Genomic DNA, 24,772 nt, shown 5'->3' with positions numbered 1-24,772 from the left:
CGCCGTACGTCAGCGCGCCGGGCCGCTCCGGCCGCCGCGCGCGGCGGTGTCCGCGGCCGTGTCCGCGGCGCCGCCCGCGCCGACCGCGCGCAGCCGTGAGGCGGCGGTCGCGGCGAGCTGCGGCGCGAGCCTGGCGACGTCGCGGGAGCCCACCAGCGCGATCAGGCTCGGCAGCATCCACCGGACCGGCTGCATGCCGCGCAGCCAGGCCTGGGCGTAGACGTGCGCGGAGCGGCGGGCGATCCCGGCGACGATCCGGTCCACCGCGGGCTCCAGCGGGTACGTCTTGTTCGCCGGCCACGGCAGCCGGCTGCGCATCTGCTTCAGCACCGCGTCCTGGTCGGCGCCGCGCACCATGTCCGTGTCGGTCCAACTCAGGTATCCGACACCGACCTTGACGCCCTGGTGGGCGACCTCGGCGCGGATCGAGTGGGCGAAGGCCTCCACCCCGGACTTGCTCGCGCAGTACGCGCTCATGAGCGGGGCCGGCGTGAGCGCCGCGAGCGAGGCGATCTGCAGCAGGTAGCCGCGGCTCTCGGCGAGCGCCGGCAGGAAGGCCCGCGCGGTGGCGACACTGCCCAGCAGGTTGACCTCGATCACCCGGCTGAACGCCCGGTGGTCGCTGTCGGCCAGCGGCCCGCCGATGGCGATCCCGGCGTTGGCGACGACGGCGTCGATCCGCCCGTAGTGCTCCTTGATCCGCCGGGCGACGTCGCTCAGCGCGTCGAGGTCGGTGACGTCCGCCTCCCAGCTGGTGGCGGACGGGCCGCACTGCGTCGCGACGTCCTTCAGCTCCTCCGGCTCCAGGCCGAGCAGCGCGACCCTGGCCCCGCGCCGGGCCAGCTTCCGGGCGAGCGAGGCACCCACGCCCCGAGCGGCCCCGGTGACGACGACGACCTGCTCGGACAGCGGCGGGATGGCGTTCATGCGGCGGCGGTCCTCTCGACCTCGGGGACGGAGACGGGAACGGCGGTGGCGGGGCCCGCGGGGCCCGCGGGGTCGGCGGGGTCGGCGGGGTCGGCGGCGGTGGGGCCGGCCGCCGGCAGGTGCGCGAGCGCCATCCGGTGGATCTCGGCGGCGACCTCCGCCGGCCGTTCCAGCGGCGCCATGTGACCGACCCCGGGCAGCAGCAACAGCCCCTGCGGGTCGGCCAGTTCGGCGACGATGCGGTGGGCGTGCGGCTGCGGGGTGAGCCGGTCCGCGGTGCCGACGACGACCGCGGTCGGCGCGGCGAGCCGGGCGAGCGGAGCGTGGACGTCCAGGCGGTCCAGCACCCTCGCCCAGTTGGCCCGGACGGCCGCCGGGCAGGCATGCACGATCCGGGCCGTCGCCTCGACCTGGCCGGCCGGCGAACCCGGCCCCATGGTCGTGTACTTGAGCACGGCCCGGCTCACCGGCGTGACCGGCCCGAGCGGCAGCCGGGCGTGCAGCATCCGCCGGTGCAGGAAACGGCGCAGGCCCGCGGGGCGTACGGCCTGGGGCAGGACGGTGAGTTCGGCCACCAACTCCCCTGCCCCGGTGGAGACCAGGACGGCGGCGGCGGTGCGCTCGGCGACCTCGGCGCGGCCGCCGGCGGCCATGATGGTCATCCCGCCCATGCTGTGGCCCGCGAGGAGGGCCCGCTTTCCCGCCGGAACGGTCGCGGCGAGCACGGCGGCCAGGTCGTCGACGAGCGCCCGGGTGGAGTACCGGGCCCGGCTCGGCGGGACCTCGCTGCGCCCGTGGCCGCGCTGGTCGTAGGCCACCACCCGGTAGCTGTCGGCGAGTCGGCGGATCACCGGCGCCCAGAAGGCGGTCGAGCAGGTCCAGCCGTGCGCCAGCACCACGGTGGGCGCGCCGGGCCGGCCGTGGACCTCGACGTGCAGCCGGATCCCGTCCGCCGAGCGGACACTCAACTCCTCGATGGGAACGGGTGGTTCGTAGTCGGCGGGCAGCCGGGCGGCGCTCACGCGGACACCTCCTCGACGGACGCGGCGGACGAGGGGGCGGCCGCGGCGGCGGACTCGGCGACCGAGGCCGCGGACGAGGCCGCTGCGGACGCGGGAGCCGGCACGGGCCGCATCGTCAGTTCGTACTCGCCGAGGTCGACCTTGCGGGTGGCGCGGCGGAAGGAGGTGGTGGAGCCGGGCCACAGCACGGTGTTCTTGCCGTTCGGGTCCAGGTACCAGCTACGGCAGCCGCCGGTGGTCCACACCGTGCGGTCCATCCGGTGCTGCAGTTCGAGGTTCCACCGCCGCTGGGCGCGCGCCGTGGGCTGCATGGCGGCCGCGCCGACCGCGTCGAGCGTGGTCAACGCGTCTATCAGGTAGTTCACTTGGGACTCGATCATGAGGATCATCGAGCTGTTGCCGAGGCCGGTGTTGGGGCCGATGACGAAGAACAGGTTCGGGAAGCCGCGCACCGTCGAGCCGCGCAGCGCCTCCATGCCGTCCTTCCACTCCTCGGCGAGGCTCGTCCCGTCGACGCCGAACACCTTGGAGCTGATGGGCATGTCGGTGACATGGAAGCCGGTGCCGAAGACGATGGCGTCCACCTCGCGCTCGGTCCCGTCCGAGGCGACCAGGGTCGAGCCGCGCACCTCGCCCAGGCCGGACGCGACGACCTCGGTGTTGGGTGCGGCGAGCGCCGGGTAGTAGGTGTTGCTCAGCAGGATGCGCTTGCAGCCGATCCGGTAGTCCGGGGTGAGTTTGGCGCGCAGCGCCGGGTCGGCGACCGCCTGGGCGAGGTGGCGCTGGGCGAGCTGCTGGACGACGCGCAGCAGGCCGGGGCGGCGCACGAAGGCGTCGACCTGGAGCTCGCGGAGCGCGAAGAGGGCGCCGCGGCGGACGGAGGTGGTGGCGGGCACCCGGGTGTGCAGCCACTTCTCCAGCTTGGTGATCTCGCGGTCCCGGCGTGGCAGGACCCAGGCGGGGGTGCGCTGGAAGACCGTCAGTTCGCCGACCTGCGGCTGGATCGACGGAATGATCTGGGCGGCGGACGCGCCGGTGCCGACCATCGCGACGCGCTTGCCGGTCAGGTCGTAGTCGTGGTCCCAGCGGGAGGAGTGGAACACCTTGCCGGGGAAGGCGTCGAGCCCGGGGAGGTCGGGGATCTGCGGGTCGGCGAGCGGGCCGGCGGCGGACACCACGGCGTCGGCCGTCCACCGGCCGGCCGAGGTGGCGATCCGCCAGTGGGTCCGCTCGTTGTCCCAACGGGCCTCCAGCACCTCGGTGTTGAAGCGCAGGTGCGGGCGCAGGCGGAAGACGGTGGCGACCTTCTCCAAGTAGGCACGGATGTCCGGCTGGCCGGAGAAGCTGCGCGGCCACTCGGGGTTCGGCGCGAAGGAGTAGGAGTAGAGGTGCGAGGGCACGTCGCAGGCGCAGCCGGGGTAGCTGTTGTCGCGCCAGGTGCCGCCGACCGAGTCGGCCCGCTCCAGGACGACGAAGTCGGTGATCCCGGCGCGCCGCAGGCGGACGGCGGCGGCGAGGCCGCCGAAGCCGGATCCGATCACCGCCACCCGGACGTGCGGGACGGCCTGCTCCGGCGCGCCCGCAGCAGGGGCGCCGGGAGCGGAGGCGTCGGGAGCGGCCGCGCGGGGAGCGGGCGCGCCGGGCGCACCGGAGCCGGGGCGCTTGCTGCTGAATGCCATGCGGCCTCCTCCTGAGGGTGGGGGCGGTGATCGCGCGCTCCCGGGCCTGCCCCGGAACCGGACCCCGCCAATCGCGCCAGTAAACACTGGCACGGTTGGCAGGGTAGCCCTTGTTGACACCGGATGGAAGAAGCACGGCAGTGCGGATCCGGCGCGCGTTCGACAGCCCATTCTCCAAGCCGCCGAAGCCGCGACCGCGCGCACCTATGCTGAACGCCGTGGACAAGGTCAGCGCAGCCGCGGGCGACGAGAAGAACGGCGGACGCGAACACCGGCGCGAATACCGGGTGGAGGAACTGGCCGAGGCGGCCGGCATCACCACCCGCACCCTGCGCTTCTACCGCGAACGCAAACTGCTCCAGCCGCCCCGCAAGCAGGGCCGGATCGCCTGGTACGGCGAGGAGCACCTGGCCCGGCTGCGGATGATCGCCGAACTGCTCGACCGCGGCCACACCCTCGGCGGGATCACCGAACTCATCGGCGCCGGCGAGAGCGGCCGCGACGTCGCCGAACTCATCGGGCTGGAGGCCGCGATCGTCGCCCCCTGGTCGGACGAGACGCCGGTGCGGCTCGACTGGGACGAGCTCAAAGCCGCCTTCGGGGACCAGCTCACCGAGGAGAACACGGCCGAATCCATCGCCCAGGGCTACATCACCATCACCGACGACGGGATCACCCACGTCAGCCGGCGACTGATGGACGCCACCACCGAACTCGTCGCGGAGGGCGTGCCGCTCGCCGCCGTGCTCGACGCCAGCCGGCGCACCCGCGAGCACGTGGACGCGATCGCCGAGATCTTCATCGAGGTCGTCAGCGAGCACCTGCTCAGCGCGCTCTCCACCGACACCCCGCTCGCCCCCGGCGAGGCCGCCCGGCTCACCGAACGCATCCTGCGGGTCCGGCCGTTGGCCCGCACCGTCGCCGACGCGCAGTTCACCCTCGCCATGGACCGCCGGGTGCACGCCGAGTACGACGAACTGCTGCGCCAACGACGGGAGCACGGGCCGGAGGGCGAGTCCGAGCCGGAGGGCGAGCACGGACCGGGCGGCGAACAAATGACAGGAAACAACTGACAGATAACAGCGAACAACTTTCAGATGTTGAAATCTGTTATCTGTTCGCTGTTATCTGTCAGTTGTCATCTGTTCGCCGTCAGCTGTCAGCCGGAATCCGCTCGCCGCCCTCGCCCCGGCCCCGGCCGCTACTCCTCCTCGTCGTCGTCCACCGCCCCCGGCGCGAGGGCGGGCGAGGGGAAGACGTGCCGGGCTTCGCCCCCGGCCCACCAGGCGCCGATCGCGAAGACCGCCGTCGCCTCCAGCAGCGCGGCCCGGTCGAGGCCGCCGCAGTGCACGGGCACGCACCCCATCGAGTCCACCAGCCCGGCGACCAGGGCGGCGGCGTCCGGATCGTCCCCGCAGTAGGGGACGCCGAGCGGCGCGCCCTCGAAACCCGGTCGCGGCATCGTCCAGATGCTCTCGTGGCAGATGCCGAACGCCTTCACCACCCGGGCGGCCGGGGCCGCCGCAGCGAGCCTGCGGGCGACGGAGTCCCCGCCGCCGGCCGTGGTCAGGGCCGGTCCGTCCGGGCCGGGGGCCATCGGCACGGTGCAGTCCAGCAGCACCCGCCCGGCCAGGTCGGCCGCCAGCGGCTCGACCACCGCCGCCGCCACCCCGGCCGGCACCGCGACCAGCACCGCCTCGGCGGACCGAACCGCCGCAGCCGGGTCGCCGCCGCCCGTCGCCCCGATCCGGGCGGCGAGCCGCCGGGCCGCCTCGGGGTCGCGCCCGCCCACCGTGACCTCGTGCCCGGCCCGTACCCAGGCTCCGCCGAGCGCCGCCGCCATGGCACCCGTCCCGAGGATGCCGATCCGTATCGTCCGCATGTCCCACTCCCCACCGTCGTCAGCCGTATGCGCCGGACCCGCACCGCTGGGCGAACCGCCGTGCCCCGGACGCTAGTCCGGCCGTTGCACACCGCCGGGTACGCAACGGATCGGGCAGGATGGGGGGATGGAGAGCGACGATCTGGGCGGCGGCGTGTTCGCCGCCGACTGCCGGGCCCGGCTGGCCTTCGAGGTGATCGCCAACCGGTGGGACAGCGTGGTGGTGTACGTCCTCGGCGAGCGCGGGCCGATGCGCCCCCGGGCGCTGCTGGCCCGGATCGGCGGGATCAGTCCGAAGGTGCTCAACGAGACGCTGCGCCGGCTGGAGTTCAACGGCTTGGTCGAGCACCGGCGTTACGCCGAGGCCCCGCCCCGGGTGGACTACGCGCTCACCGAGGCGGGCACCGCCCTGCTCGGCCCGATCCGCGCGCTCGGCGCGTGGGCCGCCGACCACGCGGACGCCGTACTGGCCGCCCAGGAGCGGCACCAGCAGGACGGGCCGGACTGGCAGGCCGATCAGCACGGGCAGCGGGTCGACGGGGCTCGCCGGTCGGCCTGGCCACGGCGCCGGCGACGCGCCCCGACCGGGCGGGGGCGAAACGGGAACGGAGGGGCCCCGCCGAGCCGCACCCTGGGCTCGGCGGGACCCCTCGTCGGGGAGCCCGCCGGTCCGCGCCCGCCCAACTCGGGCCCGAACCGGCGTCAGTCCCAGCCTAGTTGACGTTGACCGCCGTCCAGGCGGCGGCGACCGCGTTGTACTCGTCGCTGTTGGCGCCGTACAGGTCACTCGCCGCGCTGAGGGTGGCCGCGCGGGCGCCCGCGTAGTCGGTGGTGGAGGTGAAGTACGCGGTCAGCGCCTTGTACCAGATCTGCGCGGCCTTGTCGCGACCGATGCCGGCGAGCGTGGAGCCGTCGTACGTCGGGCTGTTGTAGCTGAACCCGTTGATGGTCTTCGCGCCGCTGCCCTCGGACAGCAGGTAGAAGAAGTGGTTGGCGACGCCGGACGAGAAGTGGACGTCCAGGTTGCCGACGTTCGGGTCCCAGTAGTCCGCGGACGAGCCGTCCTTGCTCGGCTGGTCCATGTAGCGCAGCGGGCTGCCGTCGCCGCGCAGGTTGATCAGCTCGCCGATCTGGTAGTTCGGCGGGTTGGCGGGGAGGTTGGCGTACCACTCGACCATCGTGCCCATGATGTCGGAGGTGGCCTCGTTGAGGCCGCCGGACTCGCCCGAGTAGTTGAGCGCGGCGGTCGCGGCGGTGACGCCGTGGCTCATCTCGTGGCCGGCCACGTCGATCTCGGTGAGCGGGGCGGAGTTGTTGGCGCCGTCGCCGTACGACATGCAGAAGCAGTCGTCGCTCCAGAACGCGTTCACGTAGTTGGAGCCGTAGTGGACGCGGCTGAGGGCGCCGACGCCGTCGTTGCGGATGCCGTTGCGGCCGAAGGTGTTCTTGTAGAAGTCCCAGGTGGTGGCGGCGCCGAACTGGGCGTCCACGGCGGCGGATTCGCGGTTGGCGGCGGTGCCGTCGCCGAAGCTGTTGTTCGGGTTCGCGAACAGGGAGCCGCTGCCGGAGGTCCCGTTGCTCATGTCGCTGGTGGACTGGCCGCCGCGGGAGGCGTCCTTCAGCTCGTACTGCGAGCCGTTCTGGTTGGTGGTCAGCTGGACCTGGCCGACGAAGACGCCGTTGCCGGTGCCGACGGCGGTCTCGATCTTCTCGTGGGTGGAGAGGACCGCGCCGCTGGCCGCGTCGGTGATCAGGATCTGGCTGCTCGGGGTGCCGTCCTGGCGGACGCCCTCGACGGTGGTGCGGTAGGCCAGGCGCGGGTTGTTGTCGTTCGCCCAGACGACCAGCTCGGCCTTGCCGGTCTGGTGCACGCCGACCAGCGGGGACTCGTCGGAGTCGATGGTCTGGCCGACCGTGGCCTTGACGGCGCCGGCGGCACCGGCGGCGGCCTGGTCGGCCGGGATCCGCGGCGTGAGGCTCGGCAGCGCGATCTTGGCGGTGGCCGCCTTGTCGACCGACTTCACGCCGCCGTCCGCCTTCTGGTGGACGACCAGGTCGCCGCCGAGGACCGGCAGGCCGGCGTAGGTCCGCTCGAAGCGCAGGTGGCGGGTGCCGTCCTGGTCGATCACGGCGTCCTTCGCCACCAGCTTCTCCTGGTCGCCGAGGTTCAGCGCCTTGGCGAGCGGGGCGGACTGGCCGTTGGCCACGGCGACCACCGCGGCGTGCTGGTGGGCGGCCTGGGCCTGGATCGAGGGAGCGGCAGGGGCGGCCTGGGAGACGCTCACCTGGACGACGCCGGTCAGAAGGGCGGTGGCCGAGACGACGGCGACAGCCGCGAGCTTTCGCTTCACGTACGAGTCCTTCCGGGAAACCGCGTGTGGGCGCGGTCACGCCGCGTCCCGGGGGCCGGGGTCGGCACCTGTGGGGCGGAACGGGCGCTGACGTGCAGTGACCCCGCGCGTTCGAGCGGCTCGCCACCGTGGGGTGGGGGGTGGGGGCTACCGCCGGGGTTGTCCAGAAGCGTGGCAGTCCGGCCGCTGTTTTGACAGGTCTGCCTCAGGAATTGGCCAGGTCCCGCCAGTTGGTAAAGAGGGTCAAGTGGCGGACGAAACGGGACGATTCACCCGGCATCACCGAACGCTCCGGGCCCGATCCAGCCCGGCCGCCTGCGTCGACACCCGGCCGCCGATCGAGCGCGAGTTCGATCGGCGGCCGGCGATGGCGCCCGACCGACTTTTACATTCGTGTAGAAGTTTCCACACGGGCCTCTGACGGTCGGTGGCGAGGTCCCGCCACCGGGCGACCCTTGCCCTCCGCGCCCAGCCTCTGATACGGGCCCCGCTCCTTCACCCCGCGGGCGCCGTCCGGGGACGGGCCGTCACTGGAACCTCCATTGCTGGGCCGCGAGACCTTTCGTGCAGGTCTGCATGGTGACGCGCTGCCCAGCGCCGTTGGACGTCATGCACCGGGTGCCGTCGCCCAGGGTGTAGGTGCCCGAACCGGCGGACTGGACCGTCCACCGGTAGGCGATGCTGAAGACGTCGCCCACACCGACCGAGTCGTCGTTGAGGAAGCCGAACACGAGGTTCGGACCACCGGAGTTGCACGCGCGGTACTCGTTCCAGCTGCCGGTCGTCACCACCCAGCCGTACTGCGCGTGGCCGCCCAGGACGATCGGGTTGCCGGCGTCGAGGTTGTCGTTGGCCAGACCGATCGCCGCGCCGGACGAGGCGCTGACGATCTTGGTCCAGCTGCTCCCTCCGCAGCTGGACGGCCGGTCGGAGGTCTGCGCCGGCGGCGGGTTGCCGCCGGCGCCGGACGAACCGCCGGACGACGGGCCGCCGGAGGAGTTCTGCGGCGGCGGCTGCGGGTTGGGGTTCGCGGGATTCGCGGGATTGGCAGGGTTGGCGGGGTTGGCGGGTGCGGGTGCGGGCGCCGGCTGGTGCGCCGTGCCGCCGCCGGCCGCACCCCCGCCCTGGCCCCCGTTGCCGGACCCGCCGCCGCTGCCGCCCGCGTTGCCACCCCGGCCCGGCTGGGCGGCGGCCCCGCCGGCCGCGCCGGCCGCCGTACCGGGCTGCTGCGGCTGCGGCTGCCCCTGGTCGGGGGTAGCGGGCTGCTGGCCGGGCTGGGTGGCGCCCGGGGTCCCGGTCGGCGCGGTGGTGGCGGCCGTGGCGGTGTCCGGAGCGGCACCGCCCGGGGTGGCCGGGGCCGTCGCGGCGACCGTCTGCCGGGCGTCGGGCGGCGCGCTCGCGTTCGCGCTGCCGGGGCTGCGGTCGATCAGCAGCGCGGTCGCCGTGCCCACCGATATGACGGCCGGAATGATGATCGGCACCAGCAGGGTGCGCCGCGAGCGGCGCCTGACCGGTTCGGTCGGCCGGTCCGGATCCACCTTCAGCACCGGCTCCGCCTTCACCGCCGGCCGCGCCTTCGCGGCCGGGTCCGCTTCCGCGGCCGGGACCGGAGCCGGCACCGCCGCGGCGGCCTTCCCCCGCAGGTCGACCGTGCCGGTGTCGGCCGCCGACCCGGGAGGAAGGCCGACCGCCGCCCGGGCCGCCGCCGCCATATCGGCCGCGCTCGCGAACCGGTCCTCCGGCGCCTTGGCCAGCGCCCGGACGACCAGTTCGCGGACGGCCGCCGGGACGGTCTTCGGCAGGTCCGGCACCGGTTCGTGGACGTGCTTGATCGCGACCTGCACCGGCCCGTCGCCGACGAACGGCAGCCTGCCGACCAGCAGTTCGTAGCAGACGACCCCGATCGAGTACAGGTCGGAGGCCGGCCCGATCCTGCCGTTCACGGCCTGCTCGGGGGACATGTAGGCGGCGGTGCCGATGACGCCGGAGCGCTTGGTGGCCTTGGTGCCCGCGATCGCCAGGGCGATGCCGAAGTCGGTCACCACCACGGCGTCGTCGCTGCGGCGCACCATCAGATTGGAGGGCTTGATGTCCCGGTGGACGATGGAGCGCTGGTGCGCGGCGTGCAGCGCGTCCAGCGCGGCGGCCACCATGCCGAGGGCCCGCTCGGGCGGCATCCGCCCCTCCGCTTCGAGCACCTGGTTCAGCGGCCGGCCGTCGATCAGGTCCATCACGATGTAGGCGCAGCGGTCGCCGGTGCCCCCGCCGCCACCCTCACTGTCGCCGTGACCGTCACCATCACCGCGGCTGTCACCGTCACCGTCGTTCTCGCCGACGCCGACGCCGACGCCGACGCCGGTCTCGCCGTAGTCGTGGACCTTCACGACGCCCGGGTGGTCGATCGCGGCGACGAGCTGGGCCTCGCGGCGGAAGCTCTCGATCGCGGCGGCGTTGTCGAACAGCTCCGCGTTGAGGATCTTGACCGCGACCTTCCGGGCCAGCACCGAGTCGTGGGCCCGCCAGACCTCGCCCATGCCGCCGCGGCCGAGCCGCTCGATCAGCCGGTACCGGACGTTCAGCACGGTGCCAGAACCGATCATGCCCCCACCCCCCAGGTGTGTCGTGACCCGCCCGGCGGGTCGTCGGCCCACAGTGTGCCAGAGGGTGTCATGGCCTCAGAATCCTCCCTGAGGAGGGACATTGGGCGTGAGCGGCCGTCACCGGAGCCGGACGCGCCGGGCGTGCTCGGCGACCTCCAGCACGGCGGCGACGACGGCCCCGGGCCGGTCGGCGTGGACGGCGTGGCCGGCCCCGGGCACCACGACGTGCTGGCCCCTCGGGTGGCCGGCCACGATGCGCGACTGCATCGCGGTCCACCGGCCGCGCATCGCGGCGGGCAGGCCCTTGGTCGCGCTGAGGACGGTCACCGGCACCTCGGGCAGTCGCGCGGCGGCGCGGCGGCGGCGCAGTTCGGGGACGGCGAGGGCGGTGAGCCGGGTCTCGTCGAGGACGGTCCGGCGCTGGTGGCGGTGGGCGAGGACGGCGGCCTCGGCGACTTCGGCGGCGGTGGCGGCTCCGGATGCATAGGTGGCGGCGTCGGCGGTGCCGGTGGCGGGCCCGGGTTCCGCGAGCGCGGCCCGGAGCAGCCACACCCGGTTGAGCACCGTCTCGGCGGCCCGGATCAGCGGCGGCTGGAACTCCTCGTGCGCGGGGTCGACCAGGACCAGGCCCGCGACGAGCTCCGGCCGTTGCCAGGCGAGGAGTTGGGCCAGCTGGCCGCCCCAGCTGTGCCCGACCAGGACGGCCGGTCCGGCGTCGAGCCCGGCCACCAGGGCGGCCAGGTCGGCGACCTGGGCGTCCAGGTCGGGGCCGGCCGCGCGGCGCGGCTCGCTGGCGCCGAGGCCGGCCCGGTCGTACGCCACCACCCGGCGGTGCCGGGCGAGTTCGGGCAGGACCGGTGCCCAGTCGAGCGCGCCGCCGCCGCAGCCCGCGATCAGCACCACCGGGGCGGGGCCGTTCTCCTCGCCGGTGTCCCCACCGGCCTCCACCCAGCGCAACGCCCGTCCGTCGCGGTCGAGTTCTCCCGGCCGTACCCCGCCGGGGGTGCGCTCGGCCAGGGCCCGCACGACGGCGTCCTGGACGGCGCGCAGGCCGGGCGCGCCCGGTGAGCTGTGTGTGTTCCGCATCGTCGATCCCCCCATGGATCCGTCCGCGAGGACGCAGCGCCCCCGCACGTTCGGCCACCCCCGTGGCCGGTCGATCATCCGACGCTGGCGGCCGTGCCGTACGAAAGGTCGAACACCGACCGTTCTGCGGGTGGCCGCGAGGCCAACAATCCGCGGCGGACGGCCGGGGACGGCCCGGTGGCGGTTCGGCGACGGCCGGTTCGGCGGCCGGCCCGGTCAGGCGCCCCAGGCGCGGGAGCAGAGCACCAGCCGGTAGCCGTCCGGGTCGGACACCGTGACGCCGTGCTCGTCCCAGTACGGGTTGTGGGCCCGGACGCGGCTGCCACCGGCCGCCTCCAGCCGGGCGACCAGGGCGTCGTCGGCGGGCGCGCCGAGGTAGACGACGAAGAGGTCGTCCACGGTCGGGGTCGGTTCCAGCGGGTGCTCCGGGTCGTGGGTGAGCTCGAAGTGCCAGGCGCCGCCGGGCGGACCGACCATCAGCAGGTCGTGCTCGCCGGGCACCCGCTCGGTGGTGCGCCACAGCACGTCGAGGCCGAGGCCGCCGACGTAGAAGCGCTCGGCGGCCGCCAGGTCGCGGGAGGGGCGGGCGATCCGGACCCGCGTCGTCGCATCGATCATGGACGGGACGCTAGCGCACGACACTGACAACCGGCCGCCCGGTACGGCCGGTGCGACCGGTACGGCCAGGAAGGCGGCAGCGGCGACCGGAGAGCGGAGAGCGGAGAGCGGCCGACCCGCCGTCAGAGCCTGCGCAGCCGCTCCTCGTCGCAGGTGCGCGGGCAGGTCAGGCAGGCTTCGGCGGCCGGGGAGACGGCGTAGTAGAGGCAGCAGCCGAGCCGGGTGCGGGTGTGGTGGGCGCGCCCGTCCGGGGTGTGCAGGCGGCGGAAGTCGGCGGCGCCGGGGAGCGGGAGGGTGCCGCCGGGCAGGACGGCCGCGGCGGCGGCCACCGCGGCGTCCTCCTCGCCGAGCATCCGGCCGAGGTACCAGAGGGCGGAGGCGAGGTCGTCGGTGACCATGCCCCAGAGGGCGCGGTCGCGGCGGCGGGTGGGCCCGGCGAAGGCGGCGACCAGCGGTTCGAGGTGGGCGACCACGGCGGCGCGCAGTTCGGCGCGCAGCTCGTCCTCGCCGGGCGGCGGCAGCGGCGGGAGGGCGAGGTGCGGGCGCGGGCGCAGCGCGAGGTCGCCGCTGGGGGTGTGCAGCCAGAGGTCGGCGGGGGTGAGGTCGGGGACCTGGCGGGCCAGGTGCCAGGGGCCGGCGATGAGCAGGCAGGCGGACCAGGCGTAGTGGTGGAGCAGCCGGGAGGCGGTGACGTGGGGGCGCGGCGCGCGGCCGTGGGCGGCCGCGATGCGGTCCTCCTCCCCGGCCAGCGCGGCGGCCAGGGCCCTTTCGTCGGTGGCGAGTTCGGCTCCGGTGTGCCAGCCGTCCGCGGCGGCGGGGTCGGGGTCGGCGGGGCCGAGCAGGCGCAGGTCGAGCGCGGGGCAGAGCTCGCGCAGGCGCCGGTAGTCGGCCGTCGAAGCGGGCGGCGACGCGGGCGACGGGGGCGACGGGGGCGTACCGAGCGCATCGGGCCCGACAGGCGCAGCAGGCACAGCAGGCGCGGCAGGCGCAGACGACACGGCAGCCGCAGCGGACCCGACGGCCACGGGCGAGGGCAGGGACGAGGGCAGGGGTGTTCCGGGGGTCATCGGCGCTCCCGAGATCGACTCCGGATGATCGATTAAGGTGAGCCTCACCTTACAATGCCTCAAGAGCACCACCGGCCACCCGGGACGCACCCGCCACGCCCACCGCACCCGCCCCACCCAGGGGCGCTCCCAGGTCAGAGCCCCGGAGGCGTCCGACCCGAGGTTGACGAAGTTAGGTAAACCTAACCTAATATGTCTCCTCGTGCTGAGAACCGACCCGCCGGGCGACACCGCCCCGGCGACCCCCCGATCCTCGGCGGTCCGGCGGCCCCTGCTGCTGGTCGCCGGGCTGTGCGCCCTGGTGCTGTGCGCCGCGCTGAGCCTCGCGCTCGGCTCCCGCTCCGTCCCGCTGACCACCGTCGTCGACGCCCTCACCGGCTCCGCCCACGGCACCGACGCCGACGTGGTGACGGGCCTTCGGGTCCCGCGCACCCTCATCGGGCTGGCGGTCGGCGCCGCGCTCGGCATCGCCGGGGCCGTCGCCCAGGGCGTCACCCGCAACCCGCTGGCCTCGCCGATCACCCTTGGCATCAACGCCGGCGCGAGCCTCGCCGTGGTCGCCGCGATCTACGCCCTGGACCTCTCCCGACCGGTCGAGTACGTCTGGTTCGCCGTCGCCGGCGCGGCCGTCGCCGCCGTCGCCGCGTACGCGATGTCCCGGCGCGGCGGGGACCTCGACCCGGTCCGGCTCGCGCTCGGCGGCACCGTGCTCACCGTGGTGCTCACCTCCTGGACGTCCGCACTGATGCTGGCCAGCCACCGCACCCTCGACGAGGCCCGGTTCTGGCTGGTCGGCTCGATCGCCGGGCGGCGCCTGGACGCCCTCACCCCCGTCCTGCCGGTCCTCGCCCTCGGCCTGCTGGCCGCGTTCGCCGTCGCGCCCGCGCTCAACGCGCTCGCCCTCGGCGACGAGAGCGCGCAGTCGCTGGGCGTGCCGGTCGCCCGCATCCGGCTGGTCGGCGGACTGGCCGTCGTGCTGCTCGCGGGCAGCGCGGTCGCCGTCGCCGGACCGGTGGCGTTCATCGGACTGGCGGCGCCGCACCTGGTCCGCCCCCTGCTCGGCAACGACCACCGCTGGCTGCTGCCCGGCTGCCTGATCACCGGTCCGCTGCTGCTGCTCACCGCCGACGTGCTCGGCCGACTCGTGGTGCGCCCCTCCGAGATCGAGGTCGGCATCGTGACCGCCTTCCTCGGCGCGCCGCTGCTCGCCGTGCTCGCCCGGAAGGTGGCCAAGTGACCGCGTCCACCGCCCCGATGAGCGCGATCGCCCGCCGCCGGGCCCGCACCGCCGCGTGGTCCGTGCTCGCCGCCGCCCTGCTGGTCCTGCTCACCGGGATCGCCCTCGGCACCGGCCGGGTGAACATCTCCGCCTGGGACGCGCTGCGCGCCCTGGCCGGGCAGGGCGACGCCGGCAACGTCCTGGTGGTGCAGCAGTTCCGGGCACCCCGGGTGGTGTCCGCGCTGATCGCGGGCGCCGCGCTGGCGATGGCCGGCTCGCTGCTGCAGCGGCTGTTCCGCAACCCGCTGGCCGCCCCCGACACCATCGGCATCACCGGCGGCGCGTCCTTCGGCGCGGTGCTGATGCTCGCCACCGGCGCCTCCCAGCAGCTGATCCCGCTGGCCGCGGTCGGCGGCGGACTGCTCGCCGCGCTGCTGCTCGGCGGCTTCGCCTGGCGCTCGAAGATGGCCGTCACCCGGCTGGTGCTGGTCGGCCTGGCGGTCCAGCAGGGCCTCGCCGCCGCCGTGAACCTGATGATCGTACGGTTCCCGGCCGAGCTCGCCTCCTCCGCGCTGCAGTGGACCACCGGCTCGCTGTACGGCCGCAACTGGACCGAGGTGTGGACCGCCGGCACCGCCATCGCGCTCACCACCGCCGGCCTGGTCCTGAGCCGGCGCCGCGTCGCCGTCCTCGACCTCGGCGACGACTCCGCCGGCGCCCTCGGCCTCGACCCCGGCCGCGACCGGCTCCGGCTGATGCTGCTCACCATCACGCTCGCCTCGCTCGCCGCCGCCCTCACCGGGCCGGTCGCCTTCGTCGCCCTCGCCGTCCCGCACCTGGTCCGGCTGCTCGCCGGACCGCCCACCCTCGGCACCCTCGGCCTCACCGCGCTCACCGGCGCCGTGCTGCTGCTCTCCGCCGACCTCCTCGTCCTCCACGTGATCCCCGTCCACGGGCTGCCGGTCGGTGCCGTCACCGCCACCCTCGGCGCGCCCTGGCTCCTGGTGCTGATGATCCGCCAGGGCCGGCTTCCCCAGAGGAGCAGCTGATGACCAGCGCCACCGCCGGCTCCGCCAACCGGCTCGCCACCCGCGGGCTCGGACTGCGCTACGGCGAGCGGACCATCGTCGACGGGCTCGACCTCGAGCTGCCCGGCGGCGCCGTCACCGCCATCGTCGGGCCCAACGCCTGCGGCAAGTCCACCCTGCTGCGCGGACTCGTCCGCCTGCTCGACCCGGCCGCCGGCACCGTCACCCTCGACGGCGCCGACATCCACCGGATGCCCGCCCGCGACCTCGCCAAGCGGATGGGCCTGCTGCCGCAGCAGCCCGTCACCCCCGAGGCCGTCACCGTCGAGGCGCTGGTCCGGCTCGGCCGCTACCCGCACCAGCGGATGCTCAGCCCGTGGGGCAAGGCCGACCAGGCCGCCGTCGAGGAGGCGCTGCGGCGCACCGGCACCGCCGAACTGCGCGACCGGCAGGTCGACCGGCTCTCCGGCGGGCAGCGCCAGCGGGTGTGGATCGCGCTCGCGCTCGCCCAGGAGACCGACCTGCTGCTCCTCGACGAACCGACCACCTTCCTCGACCTGCGGCACCAGCTCGACGTGCTCGACCTGGTCTCCGACCTGCACGCCGAGGCCGGGCGCACCGTCGTCATGGTGCTGCACGACCTCGGGCAGGCCGCCCGGTACGCCGACCACCTGGTGGTGCTCAAGGACGGGCGGCTCGCCGCCGCCGGGCCGCCCGCCGAGGTGCTGACCGCCGAGCTGGTGGAGGCCGTCTTCCAGGTGCCCTGCCGGGTGGTGCCCGACCCGGAGACCGGCACGCCGCTGGTCGTGCCCCGGGGCCGGCGCCGCGCCGGCAACGCCGCTGCTGCTGCTTCCTGAACTCCCCCCGTCCGTAGTCCTGTTCCCCCTGCTCGATCCCGTTCGATCCGCTCTCCCGACGCAAGGAATCCCCGATGAACCGCCGACTGCCCGTCGCCGTCCTCGCCGCCGCCCTCTCCACCACCCTGCTCGCCGCCTGCGGCAGCGGCGGGGGCGACGACAAGTCGGCCGGAGGCGACACCGCCGCCGCATCCTCCTCCGCCGCGCCCGGCACCGCCGCCGCGTTCCCGCGCAGCGTCAAGCACGCCGCCGGCACGGCCGAGATCAAGGCCCAGCCCAAGCGCGTCGTGGTGCTGGACAGCGGCGAGCTCGACGACGTCACGCTGCTCGGCATCACGCCGGTCGGCGCGGTGTCCCCGCACATGAAGACCGAGGGCGGGTTCCCGAACTACCTCAAGGACAAGATCAAGGACACCAAGGACGTCGGCCCGATGAACGAGCCGAACCTGGAGCTGATCGCCTCCCTCAAGCCCGACCTGATCCTGTCCTCCAAGGTCCGCCACGCCAAGGTGTACGACCAGCTGAACGCGATCGCGCCGACCGTGCTCGCCGAGACCACCGGGTTCCCGTGGAAGGACAACCTCGCGCTGTACGCCCAGGCGCTCGGCAAGGAGGACGAGGCGAAGAAGGCCCTCGCCGACTACGAGGCGCGCGCGAAGAAGCTGGGCGAGGCGATCAAGGCGAAGAACAACGGGACGATGCCGACCGCCTCGGTGGTCCGCTTCGTCGCCGGGCCGACCCGCCTGTACGCCAAGTCCTCCTACAGCGGCGTGGTCCTGAAGGACGTCGGCCTGACCCGCCCGGCCGCGCAGGACGTCGACAAGAACATCATCGAGGTCAGTGCCGAGCAGATCGGCCAGGCCGACGCCGACCTGGTGTTCGTCACCACCGCCGACGACCCGACCAAGACCAAGGAGAGCGAGGTCCAGCAGACCCCGGTCTGGCAGGGCCTGAACGCCGTCAAGAACAACAAGGTCTTCAACGTGCCGGACGAGACCTGGATGTCCGGCATCGGCGTCCAGGCCGCCGACGCGATGCTCGTCGACATCGCCAAGGCCGCCGGGGTCGACGCGCCCAAGTAGGGGCGCCGACGAATGACGACTAACAGCTGACAGCTTTCAACTTTCAACATCTGTTATCTGTCAGCTGTCAGCTGTTCGTTGTTCGCCGTCCGCCATCAGCTGCCCCCCACCGTCCGCTGCTCGCCGCCCGCTCCACCTGCCACGCCTCCGAGGAAACCCCATGCGGCTCTACCTGCTCGCCCTCAACCCCACCGACTCGGTCACCCGCGGCTTCCTGCCCGCCGCCGCCCGGCTCGGCCTCGACGTCACCGTCCTCACCGACCACGTCGAGGACCACCGACGCGCCTACGCCGACGCGGACTTCGCGTGCGAGGTGCTGGAGTGCGACGTCCAGGACTTCCGCGAGGTCATCGGAACGATCTCCCAACACCACACGCCCGACGCGGTGTTCAGCAACAGCGACCACCTGCAGACCCAGACCGCGCTGGTCGCCGAGTACTTCGGCCTCGCCGGCAAGGACTGGAAGGCCTCGCTGCGGGCCAAGAACAAGGGCGAGCTGCGCCGCCACCTCGCCGACACCGGCCTGGACCGCGTCTGGTCCGCCGAGCTGGCCCCCGGGCAGGATCCGGCCGGGCTCACCCCGCCGTTCCCCTGCATCGTCAAGCCGCGCGAGGGCGTCGCCAGCGAGGACGTCACCCTGGTCGCCGACGCCGCCGAACTCGCCCTGCGCGTCGAGCAGATCCGGCAGCGGCGGCCCGCCGCCACGCTGGTCGTCGAGGAGTTCCTGGCCGGCGAACTGTGCACCCTGGAGACCCTCGGCGACGGCCACGCCCGGCACGTCCTGGGCGGCTTCCGCACCCGGCTCTCCCCGCCGCCGGACTTCATCGAGGAAGTCCTGACCTTCACCCCGGCACACCCCCGCCCGGTGGTCGACCAGGTGCTCGCCCAGCTCGACGCGCTCGGCGTCGGACTCGGCGCCTGCCACACCGAGTTCGTCCTCCAGCCGGACGGCCGTGCCCGCATCATCGAGGTCAACTACCGTGCCATCGGCGACCAGTGCGACCTGATGCTCGCCGAGATCCTCCGACTCCCCTACTTCGAGCTGGTCCTGCGCGCCCACCTCGGCGAGGCCCTGCCCGCCGACCTCGGCGCCCGCACCGGCCTTCGGGCCCGGCACGAGCGCGTCTGCGCGGACCGGGCCGGCACCCTCACCGCCGCACCCGAGCCGCACTTCGAGCGACGGACGGACGGCGTCACCCTCTCCTACCGGCCGGTGCGCGAGATCGGCGCCCGGCACGACCTCTACCGCACCAACCGCGACTACCTGGGCATCGTCTGGGCGGTCGGCCCGGACCAGGGCGCGGTGGACGCCGCCGTGGCGGACTTCATCGCCGCCAACCGTTGGGAGATCGCCTCATGAAGCCCGCCGCCCCGGCCCACACGCCCCCGGCGGCCCCGGCGGCCCGCACGGCCGTGGCCACCACTCCCGCGGCCCGGACTCCGGCGGAGCAGCTGACCCTGCGCGTCCTGTCCGCGCTGCTGCGCGAGGACGTCCTCGGCCTGCGCACCCGTGGAGTGCTCCAGCACCGCGCGGACGGCCCCTGGTTGAGCGACGGCACGCTCGCCCTGCCCGTCGCCCCGGACGGCTTCCAGGGCGACCACGCCGCCCGGCGGCCGGAGTTGGAGACGGACGGCGTCCTGCTCACCGAGCTGCCCGCCGTCCTGGCCCTCCTCGCCGACCGCGCCGACCCGCTCGACCGGCCCGGCCACCGGGCCTTCGCCGAGGAGTGCCGGCAGACCCTCGCCACCACCGAACTCCACGACCGGGTACGGCCCGAGGTGCACGCCGCCCTCGCCGCCCGCTACGGCGCGGACGTCGCCGACTGGACCGGCCCGCACGCCGCCCTCGGCTTCGAAGCCCTCGCCGCCTTCCTCGACCACCCGGTCTACCCGACCGCGCGCGGCCGCGCCGGCCTGGGTGAACCGCAACTTCGCGCGTACGCGCCGGAGTTCCACCCCTCCTTCGAACTTCGCTGGCTTGCCGTACCGGCCGCGCACCTGACCGTGCACGGGGACGGGCCGCTGCCCGCCTGGTGGCCGAGCGCCGAACAGCTGGGCGTCCCGGGCGCACCGGGCGAGTTCCGCACCGTCCCGGTCCACCCGCTCACCGCCGACGAGGACTTCGAGCGGATCGCCCCCGGCTCGGTGCTCGCCCCGGAGCCATACCTCACGGTGCTGCCGACCCTGTCGATGCGCACCGTCGCCGTCGCCCAGGACCCGTCCTGGCACCTCAAACTCCCGCTCGCCACCGCCACCCTGGGCCTGCGCAACCGGCGCACCATCAAGCCCGTCACCCTGGTCAACGGGGCGGTCGGGCAGCGCCTGGTGGAGGCCGTGGCCGCCCGCGAGCCGCAGTTCACCGGACGGGTGCTGCACGCCGACGAGCAGCACTTCGCGCACGCCGACGACGAGTTGCTGGCCGTCCTCTGCCGCCGGTACCCGGACGGCCTGGACGACGCCGTCACCGTGCCGCTGGCCGCCCTGCTCGCCGAGGCGCCCGGCGGGCGGCTGGTGATCGACCACCTCGCCGACCGCTTCTACGGCGGTTCCGTCCTCGCCCTGTACGAGGACCTGCTGCGGCTGCTGGTCGACTGGCAGACCACCCTGTTCGGCCACGGCATCGCCCTCGAGTCGCACCAGCAGAACACCTCCCTGGTCCTCGACGGGACCGGCCTGCGGCTGCTCTACAAGGACAACGACGGCCCCCGGATCAACACCGCCCGGCTGACGACCGGCAGCACCACCACCGGCACCGGCACCGGCGGCATCGACGAACTCGCCCCGCTGGCCGCCGAGTTCCGCAACCCCCGCATCCTCGTCGACCAGGACCGCGCGCTCACCGACCTGTTCACCACGATCACCGGGCACCTGTGCACAGCCTCCCTCGCCTTCGGCCTCGCCGAACACGGCCGCGCCCCGCTGGAGCGGACCCTGGGGCTGCTGCGCGACACCCTCGCCACGGCGATCGACCGGCTGGGCCCGGCCGGCCGCCCGCTGCGGACCGCCCTGCTGGACGCCGAACGGCTGCCGGTCAAGGCCATGGTGAGCGCCGGCACGCTGCTCAGCAAGGAACGCAGCGGAGCCGCCGACATCAACAAGCACTACACCGACGGCCCCAACTACCTGCTACCGAAGAGCCGTACGCGATGAGCCTGGACACCCTGCCCCGGCGGGCACCGGGCGTCGCACTGGACCGCGGCCAGGTGCACGCCATCGCCGCCTGCTACTTCGTCGCCTCCTTCGCCGCCCTCGGCCTGCCGCCATACCTCAGCGAGATCCTCCCCGGCCTCGGCGACCGCGACGGGCACTGGGCGGGCCTGCTCTACATCGCACCGACCGTCTTCACCGCCCTCGGCGCGCCGCTGTGGGGCCGGCTGGCCGACCGGTTCGGCCAGAAGCGGCTGCTCCTGCGCGCCCAACTCGGCCTCACCGTCTCGTTCCTGCTCGCCGGAGCCGCCGACAGCCTGCCCGCGTTCACCTGCGCGCTGGTGCTCCAGGGCTTCCTCGGCGGCACCTTCTCCGCCACCAACGGCTACCTCGCCGCCGCCCTGGACGGCGCCCACCTGTCCAAGGCGCTCACCCTGATGCAGGGCAGCGCCCGGGCCGCCCTGGTCGCCGCGCCGATCCTGGTGGGCGCGCTGTCGCCGTGGATCGACCCGCACCGGCAGTACCTCGTGATGGCGGTCCTGCCGCTGACCGCCGCGGTGCTGCTCGGCTTCCTGCCCGAGCCGACCCGCCAGGCCGCCACCGCCACCGCCACCGCCACCGCCACCGCCAGCAGGGCCGGGGTCCGCGCCGAACGCGCGGGCGACCCGCCGGGCTCGCTCAAGCTGCTCTACACCTTCGAGTTCGCGTTCGTCTTCGCCACCGTGATCTCCTTCCCCTACTTGATCACCCTGGTGCACGAGCGGCTGCCGGGCGCAGGAGCCGCGGTCGCGGGGATCCTCTTCGCGCTGCCGCACCTGGTCTATCTGGTCGCCGCCGGGCGGGTGCACGCCGCCGTCCAGGCGAGACCCCGCACCGGCCTCGCCCTCGGCTTCGCCCTGGTCGCCCTCGGTCTGGCCGGACATGCCCCCGCCCACTCCCTGCCCGCCTTCGTCCTCACCCGGGCGGCACTCGGGCTCGGCATGACCCTCGGCCTGGTCTGCCTCGCCGTCCTCGCCGCCGAGGCCGCCCGCGGCCGCGCGCCGGGCCGGATGTTCGGCACCCGCGAGACCGTCTCCAAGTGCGGCGCCGTCGCCGCCGGGCTCGCCGCCGCGCTGGTCAACAGCAGCGGCGGACCGGCCGCCCCCGTCGTCACCGGCACCGTCGCCGCCCTGGCCGCCGCCCTCCTCGCCCTCCTGACCCGTAGGAGCACCCGATGACCACCCGTACGGCACTCCCGCAGTCCGCCACCGCCGGACTCCCCGCCACTCCCGAACTCCCCTCCGCCGACGAGGCGGTGGCCCACACCCTGCTCAACTGCCTGCTGCGCGAGGTGTCCGCGCCCGAGCACCAGACCGCCGTGGACGACGGCCGCCTGCTGCTGCGCCTGCCTCGCCGCGGCACCCTGCTGCGAGTCGCCCTGCGCCGCACCTCGCTGCTCGGCGCACACCGCTTCACCGGGCCGGTCTCCGAGGAAACCCCGGACGGCTGGCGCGAGTTGGACTGGCGCACGCTCGCCGAGCACGTCCAGCACGAACTGGAGCTGCGCACCGGCACCGCGAACGAGGAGTTCATCGCCCAGGTGGCGTCCAGCCACGACGGCGTCCGCGCGGGCCTGACCGACCGTCCCGAGGCCGACCGCCCCGATGACGCCGGGACGGGGGCCGCCCGCACCGACCGGTACCTGGAGTCCGAGCAGGCCCTGCTGTTCGGCCACCGCTTCCACCCCGCACCCAAGTCCCGTTCCGCCGCCCGGGGCGACTGGCGCGACTACGCCCCGGAGTCCCGCGCCGCCTTCCCGCTGCGCCACCTCGCGGTGCGCGCCGACCTGCTCGCCGAGGAGTCCGCCGACGACCGGGCCACCGCCCTGCTCGACGGTCTCGGCGAAGTCCCGGCCGGCTACCGCCTGTTGCCCGCCCACCCGTGGCAGTACCAGCTGATCGGCGACCACCCGCTGCTGCGCCGCGCCCTGCGCAGCGGCGACGTCCTGGACCTCGGCCCGCGCGGCGAGCGCTTCACCGCCACCGCCTCGGTGCGCACCCTGCACGGCGCGGACGCCTTCCTCAAGTTCAGCCTCGACGTGCGCATCACCAACTGCCTGCGCAAGAACGCCGCGTACGAGCTGACCGGCGCCGTCACCCTCACCCGGCTGCTCGCCCCGGTGCTCACCGACCTCGCCCGGCGCTTCCCGGACGCCGCGATGCTGCGCGAGCCCGCCTTCCGCACCCTCGCCCTGCCCGGCCCGGACGGCCGCTCCGACCTGGCACTGTTCGAGGGCTTCGGCCTGATCGTGCGCGACGGCCTCGGCGACGTGCTGCGCCCCGGCGTCACCCCGCTGCTCGCGGCCGCCGTCGCCGACGAGTACCCGACCAGCTCCGCGCACATCTCCCGCCTGCTGGACGGGAGTTCGGACGCGTCTTCGGTGCTCGAATGGTGGCGCGACTACCTGCGGCTGCTCGTCCCGCCGGTGCTGGCGGCCTACTTCGACCACGGCGTGGTGCTGGAGCCGCACCTGCAGAACGTGCTCATCGGCGTCGACGACACCGGACGCCCCGCCCAGGTGCTGTTCCGCGACCTGGAGGGCACCAAGCTCGTCCCCGAGCACAACGCCGGCCTGCTCGCCGCCCTGCCGCCCGAGGTCGCCGGCCCGATGACCTACGACGCCGAGCGCGGCTGGGACCGGGTGGTCTACTGCCTGCTGGTCAACCACGCCGCCGAACTCCTGGCCGCACTGGCCGACTTGCGCCCCGAGCTGGAGGGCAGGCTCTGGCAGGCCGTCCGGGACACCCTCGAGGAGTTCGCCGCCGCGCACGGCCGCCCGCCTCGGCTGCGGGCGCTGCTGGCCGGTGTCCCGCTGCCCGCGAAGGCCAACCTGCTGACCCGCTGGGAGCGCCGCGCCGACCGCGAGGCCGGCTACGTCCGACTGCCCTCGCCGCTGGCCGGCTCCGTTCTCGCCGAGGCCGCCCGCATGCCCGCCCACCCCTCCGCCGGGAGCGCCACCCGATGACCGACTCCGTCCGCCACCACGCCACCGGCCTCACCGCCGAGGAACTCCCGGCCTACATCTACGACTTGACGGCGCTGCGCGAACACGCCGCCGCCGTCCGGACCGCCCTGCCCGAGCGGGTCGAGCTGTACTACGCCGCCAAGGCCAACCCGGGGGCGCCACTGCTGCGCGCGCTGCGCGACGCGGTGGACGGCTACGAGGTCTCCAGCGGCGGGGAGTTGGCGCACGTTCGGGCTGCCGTGCCGGGCGCACCGCTGGCCTTCGGCGGGCCCGGCAAGACCCCGGCTGAGATCGCCGCCGCCCTGGACGCCGGTGTGCACCGCTGGCACGTCGAGAGCGAGCAGGAGCTGCACCGGCTCGCCGCCGCACTCGCCGACCGGCCGCAGGCTCGGACGGTGGACGTGCTGCTACGGGTCAACCTGCCGGTCGGCGAAGGCGCGTTGGACGCGGTGGCGCTGGCGATGGGCGGGCGGCCGACGCCGTTCGGCCTCGACCCGGATCAGGCCGAGGAGTGCGTCCGGCTGCTCACCGGCGGCGGCCCGCTCGGCCGGCAGCTGCTGCTGCGCGGGGTGCACGCCCACCTGGCCAGCGGACTCGCCGCGGCGGAGCAACTGGCCGTCGCCGAGCGTATCGTCGAGTGGTCGGCGGCACTGGCCGACCGGCACGGCTTCCCTCTGGAGGAGGTCAACATCGGCGGCGGCATGGCCGTCGACTACGACGACCCGGCGGCGCGCTTCGACTGGACGGCCTTCGGCGAGGGCCTGGCCAAGCTGCTCGACGCCCACCCGGGGCTGCGCCTGCGGACCGAACCGGGCCGGGCGCTGACCGCGCACTGCGGCTGGTACGCCACGGAGGTCCTGGACGTGAAGCGCAGCCACGGCGAGGACTTCGCGGTGGTCCGCGGCGGCACCCACCACCTGCGCACCCCCGCCACCCGGGGGCACTCGCAGCCGTTCGAGGTGCTGCCGGTCGACGCCTGGCCGCACCCGTGGCCGCGCCCCGCGGTCACCACCGGCCGCGCCACCCTGGCCGGGCAGCTCTGCACCCCGAAGGACGTCCTGGCCCGGGCGGCGAAGGAAGCGGACGGACTGCGGACGGCGGACCGCGTGCTGTTCGCCATGGCGGGGGCGTACGCCTGGAACATCTCGCACCACGAGTTCCTGATGCACCCGCACCCGGGATTCCACTACCTGGGCGAGTGAC

At 74.5% G+C, this 24,772-nt stretch carries 19 protein-coding genes and 1 pseudogene; 11 read left to right on the top strand and 9 right to left on the bottom strand.

Annotation, left to right across the window (positions count from 1 at the left end; all coding sequences use genetic code 11):
• Nucleotides 1-9: 9 nt before the first annotated feature.
• Genes VM95_RS07175 through VM95_RS07165 form a run of 3 tightly spaced genes read right to left on the bottom strand, consistent with a single transcriptional unit; the run spans nucleotide 10 to nucleotide 3,628 of the window.
• Nucleotides 10-927, bottom strand: coding sequence for an SDR family oxidoreductase (locus tag VM95_RS07175; protein ID WP_045693169.1), 918 nt, complete (start codon nucleotides 925-927; stop codon nucleotides 10-12).
• Entirely contained in the window at nucleotides 924-1,949 is a 1,026-nt protein-coding gene (locus VM95_RS07170) for an alpha/beta fold hydrolase (RefSeq protein WP_045693168.1), read from the bottom strand. The genes VM95_RS07175 and VM95_RS07170 overlap by 4 nt, the downstream gene beginning before the upstream one ends.
• Complete coding sequence (locus tag VM95_RS07165) at nucleotides 1,946-3,628, bottom strand: flavin-containing monooxygenase (RefSeq protein ID WP_078859660.1); 1,683 nt, start codon at nucleotides 3,626-3,628, stop codon at nucleotides 1,946-1,948. Before VM95_RS07165 ends, VM95_RS07170 begins: the two co-directional genes overlap by 4 nt.
• Before the next feature lie 218 nt (nucleotides 3,629-3,846).
• On the opposite strand from VM95_RS07165, the gene VM95_RS07160 reads away from it, so the two are divergent.
• The gene (locus VM95_RS07160) at nucleotides 3,847-4,701 is read left to right on the top strand and encodes a MerR family transcriptional regulator (protein ID WP_045693224.1); all 855 of its coding nucleotides are present in this window, start codon (nucleotides 3,847-3,849) and stop codon (nucleotides 4,699-4,701) included.
• Between the two features lie 128 nt (nucleotides 4,702-4,829).
• Here VM95_RS07160 and VM95_RS07155 read toward each other — a convergent pair whose 3' ends face one another.
• On the bottom strand, nucleotides 4,830-5,510 hold the full coding sequence (locus VM95_RS07155; RefSeq protein ID WP_244178657.1) for an NADPH-dependent F420 reductase: 681 nt from the start codon (nucleotides 5,508-5,510) through the stop codon (nucleotides 4,830-4,832).
• Between the two features lie 127 nt (nucleotides 5,511-5,637).
• Between VM95_RS07155 and VM95_RS44150 the strand changes: the two are divergent.
• Nucleotides 5,638-6,003: pseudogene (locus VM95_RS44150) on the top strand (winged helix-turn-helix transcriptional regulator); the annotation flags it as partial.
• Nucleotides 6,004-6,223: 220 nt separating this feature from the next.
• Here VM95_RS44150 and VM95_RS07145 read toward each other — a convergent pair.
• From VM95_RS07145 to VM95_RS07125, 5 genes are all read right to left on the bottom strand, one after another.
• Nucleotides 6,224-7,861, bottom strand: a complete 1,638-nt coding sequence (locus VM95_RS07145) for a M4 family metallopeptidase (protein WP_045693167.1) — start codon at nucleotides 7,859-7,861, stop codon at nucleotides 6,224-6,226.
• A 527-nt stretch (nucleotides 7,862-8,388) separates the two neighbouring features.
• Nucleotides 8,389-10,461: a serine/threonine protein kinase gene (locus VM95_RS38605; protein ID WP_052707183.1), complete on the bottom strand. Its 2,073-nt coding sequence runs from the start codon at nucleotides 10,459-10,461 to the stop codon at nucleotides 8,389-8,391.
• Nucleotides 10,462-10,578: 117 nt separating this feature from the next.
• On the bottom strand, nucleotides 10,579-11,547 hold the full coding sequence (locus VM95_RS07135) for an alpha/beta fold hydrolase (RefSeq protein ID WP_045693166.1): 969 nt from the start codon (nucleotides 11,545-11,547) through the stop codon (nucleotides 10,579-10,581).
• A 216-nt stretch (nucleotides 11,548-11,763) separates the two neighbouring features.
• Nucleotides 11,764-12,165: a VOC family protein gene (locus tag VM95_RS07130; RefSeq protein ID WP_045693165.1), complete on the bottom strand. Its 402-nt coding sequence runs from the start codon at nucleotides 12,163-12,165 to the stop codon at nucleotides 11,764-11,766.
• Between the two features lie 122 nt (nucleotides 12,166-12,287).
• Nucleotides 12,288-13,136, bottom strand: coding sequence for a (2Fe-2S)-binding protein (locus tag VM95_RS07125; RefSeq protein WP_045693164.1), 849 nt, complete (start codon nucleotides 13,134-13,136; stop codon nucleotides 12,288-12,290).
• A gap of 367 nt (nucleotides 13,137-13,503) precedes the next feature.
• On the opposite strand from VM95_RS07125, the gene VM95_RS07120 reads away from it, so the two are divergent.
• From VM95_RS07120 to VM95_RS07080, 9 genes are all read left to right on the top strand, one after another.
• Complete coding sequence (locus VM95_RS07120; protein ID WP_425265288.1) at nucleotides 13,504-14,469, top strand: FecCD family ABC transporter permease; 966 nt, start codon at nucleotides 13,504-13,506, stop codon at nucleotides 14,467-14,469.
• Nucleotides 14,470-14,486: 17 nt separating this feature from the next.
• Nucleotides 14,487-15,500, top strand: a complete 1,014-nt coding sequence (locus VM95_RS07115) for a FecCD family ABC transporter permease (RefSeq protein ID WP_045693219.1) — start codon at nucleotides 14,487-14,489, stop codon at nucleotides 15,498-15,500.
• Entirely contained in the window at nucleotides 15,500-16,336 is an 837-nt protein-coding gene (locus VM95_RS07110) for an ABC transporter ATP-binding protein (protein WP_045693163.1), read from the top strand. Before VM95_RS07115 ends, VM95_RS07110 begins: the two co-directional genes overlap by 1 nt.
• A gap of 74 nt (nucleotides 16,337-16,410) precedes the next feature.
• Nucleotides 16,411-17,418: an ABC transporter substrate-binding protein gene (locus VM95_RS07105; RefSeq protein WP_045693162.1), complete on the top strand. Its 1,008-nt coding sequence runs from the start codon at nucleotides 16,411-16,413 to the stop codon at nucleotides 17,416-17,418.
• Between the two features lie 160 nt (nucleotides 17,419-17,578).
• Nucleotides 17,579-18,778 carry an ATP-grasp domain-containing protein gene (locus VM95_RS07100; protein ID WP_045693161.1) on the top strand — a complete coding sequence of 400 codons (1,200 nt, stop codon included), beginning with the start codon at nucleotides 17,579-17,581 and terminating at the stop codon, nucleotides 18,776-18,778.
• The gene (locus tag VM95_RS07095) at nucleotides 18,775-20,568 is read left to right on the top strand and encodes an IucA/IucC family protein (protein ID WP_045693160.1); all 1,794 of its coding nucleotides are present in this window, start codon (nucleotides 18,775-18,777) and stop codon (nucleotides 20,566-20,568) included. Before VM95_RS07100 ends, VM95_RS07095 begins: the two co-directional genes overlap by 4 nt.
• Nucleotides 20,565-21,782, top strand: coding sequence for an MFS transporter (locus tag VM95_RS07090; protein WP_045693159.1), 1,218 nt, complete (start codon nucleotides 20,565-20,567; stop codon nucleotides 21,780-21,782). Before VM95_RS07095 ends, VM95_RS07090 begins: the two co-directional genes overlap by 4 nt.
• Nucleotides 21,779-23,569, top strand: coding sequence for an IucA/IucC family protein (locus VM95_RS07085; protein ID WP_045693158.1), 1,791 nt, complete (start codon nucleotides 21,779-21,781; stop codon nucleotides 23,567-23,569). The genes VM95_RS07090 and VM95_RS07085 overlap by 4 nt, the downstream gene beginning before the upstream one ends.
• The gene (locus VM95_RS07080; RefSeq protein WP_045693157.1) at nucleotides 23,566-24,771 is read left to right on the top strand and encodes a type III PLP-dependent enzyme; all 1,206 of its coding nucleotides are present in this window, start codon (nucleotides 23,566-23,568) and stop codon (nucleotides 24,769-24,771) included. Before VM95_RS07085 ends, VM95_RS07080 begins: the two co-directional genes overlap by 4 nt.
• Nucleotide 24,772 lies beyond the last annotated feature (1 nt).

Origin of the sequence: Streptomyces rubellomurinus (assembly GCF_000961885.1) — a bacterium.
GTDB classification, from domain to species: Bacteria; Actinomycetota; Actinomycetes; order Streptomycetales; family Streptomycetaceae; genus Kitasatospora; species Kitasatospora rubellomurina.
The sequence above is the reverse complement of the archived record's forward strand: the minus strand, read 5'-3'. Positions and strand labels throughout refer to the sequence as shown.

Excerpts from the sequence above, each read along its gene's own strand:
- VM95_RS07175 (WP_045693169.1), bottom strand. The coding sequence starts at position 927 with ATGAACGCCATCCCGCCGCTGTCCGAGCAGGTCGTCGTCGTCACCGGG.
- VM95_RS07165 (WP_078859660.1), bottom strand. The coding sequence starts at position 3,628 with ATGGCATTCAGCAGCAAGCGCCCCGGCTCCGGTGCGCCCGGCGCGCCC.
- VM95_RS07155 (WP_244178657.1), bottom strand. The coding sequence starts at position 5,510 with ATGCGGACGATACGGATCGGCATCCTCGGGACGGGTGCCATGGCGGCG.
- VM95_RS38605 (WP_052707183.1), bottom strand. The coding sequence starts at position 10,461 with ATGATCGGTTCTGGCACCGTGCTGAACGTCCGGTACCGGCTGATCGAG.
- VM95_RS07135 (WP_045693166.1), bottom strand. The coding sequence starts at position 11,547 with ATGCGGAACACACACAGCTCACCGGGCGCGCCCGGCCTGCGCGCCGTC.
- VM95_RS07130 (WP_045693165.1), bottom strand. The coding sequence starts at position 12,165 with ATGATCGATGCGACGACGCGGGTCCGGATCGCCCGCCCCTCCCGCGAC.
- VM95_RS07115 (WP_045693219.1), top strand. The coding sequence starts at position 14,487 with ATGAGCGCGATCGCCCGCCGCCGGGCCCGCACCGCCGCGTGGTCCGTG.
- VM95_RS07110 (WP_045693163.1), top strand. The coding sequence starts at position 15,500 with ATGACCAGCGCCACCGCCGGCTCCGCCAACCGGCTCGCCACCCGCGGG.
- VM95_RS07105 (WP_045693162.1), top strand. The coding sequence starts at position 16,411 with ATGAACCGCCGACTGCCCGTCGCCGTCCTCGCCGCCGCCCTCTCCACC.
- VM95_RS07100 (WP_045693161.1), top strand. The coding sequence starts at position 17,579 with ATGCGGCTCTACCTGCTCGCCCTCAACCCCACCGACTCGGTCACCCGC.
- VM95_RS07095 (WP_045693160.1), top strand. The coding sequence starts at position 18,775 with ATGAAGCCCGCCGCCCCGGCCCACACGCCCCCGGCGGCCCCGGCGGCC.
- VM95_RS07090 (WP_045693159.1), top strand. The coding sequence starts at position 20,565 with ATGAGCCTGGACACCCTGCCCCGGCGGGCACCGGGCGTCGCACTGGAC.
- VM95_RS07085 (WP_045693158.1), top strand. The coding sequence starts at position 21,779 with ATGACCACCCGTACGGCACTCCCGCAGTCCGCCACCGCCGGACTCCCC.
- VM95_RS07080 (WP_045693157.1), top strand. The coding sequence starts at position 23,566 with ATGACCGACTCCGTCCGCCACCACGCCACCGGCCTCACCGCCGAGGAA.